General features: G+C 68.0%; 5 protein-coding genes. 4 read left to right on the top strand and 1 reads right to left on the bottom strand.

Annotation, left to right across the window (positions count from 1 at the left end):
- Positions 1-260 (top strand): transposase (locus ACS5PJ_RS22505; protein WP_439437060.1); only part of this gene is annotated, 260 nt, incomplete at its 5' end.
- On the opposite strand, the gene ACS5PJ_RS22500 is transcribed toward ACS5PJ_RS22505, so the two are convergent.
- Positions 226-1,872 (bottom strand): CYTH and CHAD domain-containing protein, encoded by a 1,647-nt coding sequence (locus ACS5PJ_RS22500; RefSeq protein WP_439437059.1) that lies wholly within the window; start codon positions 1,870-1,872, stop codon positions 226-228. The two genes, ACS5PJ_RS22505 and ACS5PJ_RS22500, sit on opposite strands and share 35 nt — an antisense overlap.
- Positions 1,873-2,051: 179 nt before the next feature.
- Between ACS5PJ_RS22500 and ACS5PJ_RS22495 the strand changes: the two genes are divergently transcribed.
- From ACS5PJ_RS22495 to ACS5PJ_RS22485, 3 genes are all read left to right on the top strand, one after another.
- Positions 2,052-3,383 (top strand): MFS transporter, encoded by a 1,332-nt coding sequence (locus ACS5PJ_RS22495; RefSeq protein WP_439437058.1) that lies wholly within the window; start codon positions 2,052-2,054, stop codon positions 3,381-3,383.
- Between the two features lie 6 nt (positions 3,384-3,389).
- Positions 3,390-4,070, top strand: a complete 681-nt coding sequence (locus ACS5PJ_RS22490) for a FadR/GntR family transcriptional regulator (protein WP_439437057.1) — start codon at positions 3,390-3,392, stop codon at positions 4,068-4,070.
- Between the two features lie 103 nt (positions 4,071-4,173).
- Positions 4,174-5,409, top strand: coding sequence for an AI-2E family transporter (locus ACS5PJ_RS22485; RefSeq protein WP_439437056.1), 1,236 nt, complete (start codon positions 4,174-4,176; stop codon positions 5,407-5,409).
- The last annotated feature ends 51 nt before the right edge of the window (positions 5,410-5,460 follow it).

Raw genomic sequence — 5,460 nt, 5'->3', positions numbered from 1 at the left:
GAGCCAGCCCCATCCAGGCCTCGTCAGGGAACACCGTCCGCCACAGACTCAACCGCGGCGGCGACAGAACCCTAAACAAAGCCCTGCACCTCATCGCCCTGAGCCGGATGACCTTCGACGCGGTCACCATCGCCTACGTCCAGAAACGCCAAGCCGAAGGACGCACAAAAAAGGAGATCCGCCGGTGCGTGAAACGCTACCTCGCCCGACGGATCTACCGAACACTCAACGCCGCAAACCCAGGCCCCTGCCACGCTTGACAACCATAGAAGGATCCCTGCGTTGGAGGAGGTTGCGGGACTTCTTGCGTTCCTTCAGGTAGTGGGCTTCGGCCTCCGCGGCGAGCTGGACCTGCTGCGTGTGGAGCGTGACGTAGGCCGACGCGACGGCTTCGGGCAGTTCCGGCGCGGCAAGCAGCTTGACCAGCAGGTCCCGGGCCACCACGCTGTCGTGAAAATCGCCGAGGATCTGCTGCAGGCTGTGCGCGGCCTTGGCGATTTTTGCGGCACGTTTTCCGAGCACCGGCTCGGCCGATTCCGCCACGTGCCGCAGCCGCTTGGCGTCCTTTCGCACGGTGTGCAGGGAGGTCTCGTGCTCCGCCCCCCGGCGTGCACGCCGGGCCGCCTTGTCCGAGCGCCGCAGCCGTTTGGAGGCCTTGGCCACTTGCTTGCCGGCTGCCTCGCCGGCCGGCTCTGCGCCGCCCTGCCTGACCGGCGGATTGCCCAGGAACGCCTCGAGGGCGTCCAGCAGGTCGAAATAGCGAGCGGAAACCATCGCCATCTGGAGCTTCCGGTGGGCTGCGTCCCGGCTCACGCCCAGTTCATCCTCCAACCGGTCCTTCACCGCAACCGAGGCGGATCCCGCCGGCAGCGCGGCCGCGTGCGTGCGGAGACGGTCCAGCATGACGTCGGCGTCCCGCGGCACGCCCAGCACACGGCCCAGCCATTTGAGCTCGGCAGCGAGGTGCCGGATGGCCAGGGCGTTGTAGAACCGCCGGTAGGCTTCGAGCGCCGACCGGGCCCGGCGGGTGGCCGAGCGGAGGTCGTGCACGGCCTCGGGTTCCTCAAGCCGGACGCCGGGGTCGTGCACCAGGATTTCGCGGACCTGCGCCGCCAGGTAGGCAGTCAGGAGATCCGCGGCCGGGCCCTTCTTGCCGGGCGGTGGGGCGTCAGGTGCGGCGCCAGGTTTGGGGCGAGGTATGGATGCGCCCGCGCCGGATTCGCCGGCACCGGACTCACCAAGGGCCTTGGCCAGTTTGGACTGATGCTGCGCAGGAAGTGCCCCGGCGGCTGCCAGGAGCTCCTCCGCAGCCGGGAACAGCTCCGGGCTCCCGTGCACGAGCTCCAGTTCCCACTCGCGCCATTCCTGTGTGCGGCCGGGGCCACCCCCGGCGCCGGGCACCTCGGCCGTCACGCAGTCGTCGGCGAGGTCGGCCAGATGGGCGCCGTCCTCGCCGTACAACGGGTACGTGGTGCGCTGGGTCCGCAGCCGGACCACCGGCATGGTTTTTTCGCCTCGAAGGTAAACCCACAGGTACGCCTGCAGGCTGTCGGGAACGACGGCGGGCTGGCCAAGCGGGGCATGCAGTTCGCGGCGCCGCTGTGGTTCCGCGCCCTGCCCGGGGGGTTCCGCGCCCGGACCCTGCGACGGCAATTTGAGGTGCCAGCCCGCGTCAGCGCCGCCGGTGCGGCGGCGAAGGGTGATGCTGCGGGAGGCCAGTGTATGGGCGCGGGTATCGAAGTAAACGGCTTCCAGGGTGTCCACGCGAGGCTCACCCACCCGAGCAACCTCGGGCAATTCCGCGAGCGCAGGCACCTCGGCGTCAGCGCCGACGTCGTACTTCTTTTCGACCTCAACTCCCTGGGAATCCATAATTGCCATCCTTCACCGTTGATGAGGCATGCGACCCGCGGAAACGGGCGTGGACCGTCACAGGGAACGATTGTATGCCGCGAATATTAACTCGCTCCCTTCGTTGCTTGGACAGTGGGCGGGGAGAGCTTCCCCACAAAATGCGGAAACATCAAACGTCCAACGTCTACCGTTGAGAGATGCCCGCCATCCTTTCCGGTCCTCCTGGCCAGCCCGCCGCCTCACCGGCCGCACAGTCCGCTGCGCAGCCCGCCGGCCGGCCCGCCGCGCCGTCTGCTCCGGCGCCGACACCGCCGCCCACACCGACGCCGACGCCGCGTTCCGCCGTCGTCCTCGGTGTGATTGCCGTGGTGCTCATCGGGCTGAACCTGCGCGCAGGGATCGCCGGCGCCTCCCCGCTCCTGCATGATCTGCAGCTTGTCCTGGGCTACGGTCCGCTGGTGGCCGCGCTCATTCCGTCCATCCCCACCCTCTGTTTTGCCGTGGCAGGCGCAGCGACCTCCTGGCTGACAGGACGGCTGGGGGTCGAGAAAGCCATCCTGCTCTCGCTGGCAATGCTGGCCGCCGGGCTGCTGCTGCGCGGGATCCCCGCAACCGGAATGCTGATGGCCGGCACGGTGGTGGGGATGTCCGGCCTGGCTGTGTGCAACGTGGCCATGCCGTCGTTTATCCGGGAGCATTTTGCCCACCGGACCTCGCTCATGACGGCGCTGTACACGGTCACCATGACCACGGGTGCCACTGTCGCTTCGGTGACCGCGGTCCCCCTGGCACTCGCGATGGGATCGCCGTCCGCCGCGTTGGGTGCCATAGGATTCCTTGCAGTTGCCGCTTTCCTGGGCTTCCTCCCCATGGCCCTGCACGCACACCGCAACAGTGTCCGCAGAACCACCGTCCGGGTTTCCCCGTGGCCCCTGCTGCGCACCCGGAAGGGCCAGCTGCTGACGGCCATCTTCGCGCTCCAGGCATTGCTTGCCTATTCACTGATCAGCTGGTTCCCGTCCATGCTGATCAGCCGCGGCATCAGCGCCGCGGACAGCGGCCTCCTCTACGGGCTGATGCAGCTGGTGTCCGTGCCGGCAGGCATGATGCTGATCGCGATCGGCTCCCGGCCCCGGATGCTCCGGCCCGCGCTGTATTCGGTCAGCATCATCATGGTGGCCGGCCTGGCAGCGCTGCTGTTCCTGCCTGCCGGCCTGGCGGCTCTCCCTGCAGTCCTCCTGGGCTCCGGCCTGGGAATTTTCCCCCTGGTGATGGTGATGATCAGCCGGAGCGGGACCAGCACCGCCGAAACCACGGCCCTGTCCACCCTGGCCCAGTCCACCGGCTACCTGCTCGCCACGGCGGGCCCTTTCGGTGCCGGCCTGCTGAACAGCGCCACCGGCGGCTGGACGCTTCCCCTGGCCCTGCTGCTGGGTATCGCGCTGGTCCAGGTCCTGGTGGCGCACCTGATTACGCGCGGCGCTGCCACCGGTCCGGTCACCGGCCGGGCCACCGGCCGGAAGAAGTAGGACGCCATGACCCTGAGCACCTCGCACCGCCAGCCGCTTGCGGACGAAGTCACCGCCAAGCTGCGGGAAATGATCCACTCGGGCGAATGGCTGCTGAACCAGCGGATACCCTCCGAGCCAGAGCTGATGGCCCGGCTTGGCGTCTCCCGGGGCACGCTCCGGGAAGCCATCAAGGCGCTGGCCCACGGCGGGATGCTTGAGGTCCGCCGCGGCGACGGAACCTACGTCCGCGCCACCAGCGAGATGTCCGGCGCCGCACGCCGGATGTACCAGGACCACACGGAGGAACACATCCTCGAGGTCAGGCTCGGGCTGGACACCCAGGCAGCCCGTCTCGCCGCCCGGAATGCAACGCCCGACGACGTCACCTCCCTGCGTGCCACGCTCGCCGCCCGCGCCCTCGCGTGGGCCGCCGCCGATTACGAGGGCTGGGCCCGGGCGGACTGGGCATTCCACGAGGGTGTTGCCAAGGCTTCCGGCAACCCGCTGCTGCACGAGCTTTACGTCAGCTTCGGCGGCGTGTTCCATCAGGAGCTGTTGAAGCAGCAGCGCCGGGGCCGGCTTGACGGACTCACGGAGGAGGGCCACGGCGAGCTGGTTGAGGCGATTGAAGCCCGCGACGCGGAGGCTGCCGTGGCCACTGTCAACCGGAACCTGCATTCCTGTGCCGAGTGGCTCCGCGCGTAATCCCCGCCGGGACACGCACCATCAGTAAGCTTACTATCTGACGTAGGTAGTAGATCCCTGGGTGCCGCACGCACACAGGGTGCCGGCCGATGAAGGAGCACCCATGGCGAAGGAAGCGCACCTGTCCGAGCACGACCCGTCGCGGAAGCCCTCCGCTCCGCCGGCCACCGCGGCCGAGGCACCTGCTGACGGCGCAGCCGGAAACGCAAGCCGAGAAGCAGGCGGAACCGAACGCCGTGAGCGAAAGCCACCCAGCGCCCTATGGGCCGATGCCTTGGGCCGGGTAGGAGTCCGGTCCGCCCAGGTCCTGCTGATCCTGACAGTGGCGGTGGTTTCGGTTTATGCGCTGATGCAGATCAAGCTGCTGGTCATCCCCGTCCTGATCGCGCTGATCCTTGCGGCGGCAATCGGGCCCTTCGTGAACATGCTCCGCCGCCGCGGACTTCCCGGCGGCGCAGCCACGGCGGTGGCATTTCTGGCCCTGCTGGTTGTGCTCGCCGGGGTGGGCACGGTGATCTACCTGTCCATCCGCAACCAGTGGGCTGAACTGGCGCAACAGGCCTCGGCCGGGCTCGACGAGCTGGAGCAGTTTCTGATCAACGGCCCCATCCCGATAGACCCGGCCCAGCTGGACCAGGCCAGGGAGGGGATCATCCAGTTCGCCACCAGCAGCCAGGCCCGCTCCGGCGCGATCACCGGGTTGTCGGTTGTGACGGAATTCCTGGCTGGAGCCGGACTGCTGCTGGTCATCCTGTTCTTCTTCCTCAAGGACGGCGCCAAGATCTGGAATTTTTTGCTCCGGCCCTTCAAAGGCGAGCGGGAAGAGAAACTGCGCCGGGTGGGAAGCCGCACCCTCGAAGTACTGGGCGGCTACGTCCGCGGCACAGCCATCGTCGCTTTGGTGGATACCGTGGCCATCGGCGCAGCCCTGCTGATCCTTCAGGTCCCCCTGGCCATTCCACTGGCCATCATCGTGTTCATCACGGCGTTCATCCCGTTGGTGGGTGCAACAGTCGCCGGCATCCTGGCGGCCCTGGTGGCCCTGGTGGCCAACGGTCCCGTGGTTGCATTGATTGTGGTGGCCGTGGTGGTAGCGGTGAACCAGCTCGAGGGCGACCTCCTCCAGCCGATCGTGATGGGCAAATCCCTGCAGCTCCACGCCCTGGTGATCCTGATGGCCCTGACCGCCGGCACCATCCTGGCCGGGATCATCGGCGCCGTCCTGTCCGTCCCCCTCGCTGCCGTGGTCTGGGCCATCATCCAGGTGTGGACGGCAGAGGACCCGAACCTTACGGACATGAACCCGGACCTTCCGCCGCCCAACACCCAGCCCATCTGACACCTCGCTGGTGCAACGCACGACGTCGGGCAGGCACCTGGGTGCCTGCCC

Origin of the sequence: Pseudarthrobacter cremeus, assembly GCF_051857465.1 — a bacterium.
Classification (GTDB): Bacteria; Actinomycetota; Actinomycetes; order Actinomycetales; family Micrococcaceae; genus Arthrobacter.
Note: the sequence above shows the minus strand (reverse complement) of the source record. Positions and strands in the feature narration are given on the sequence as shown.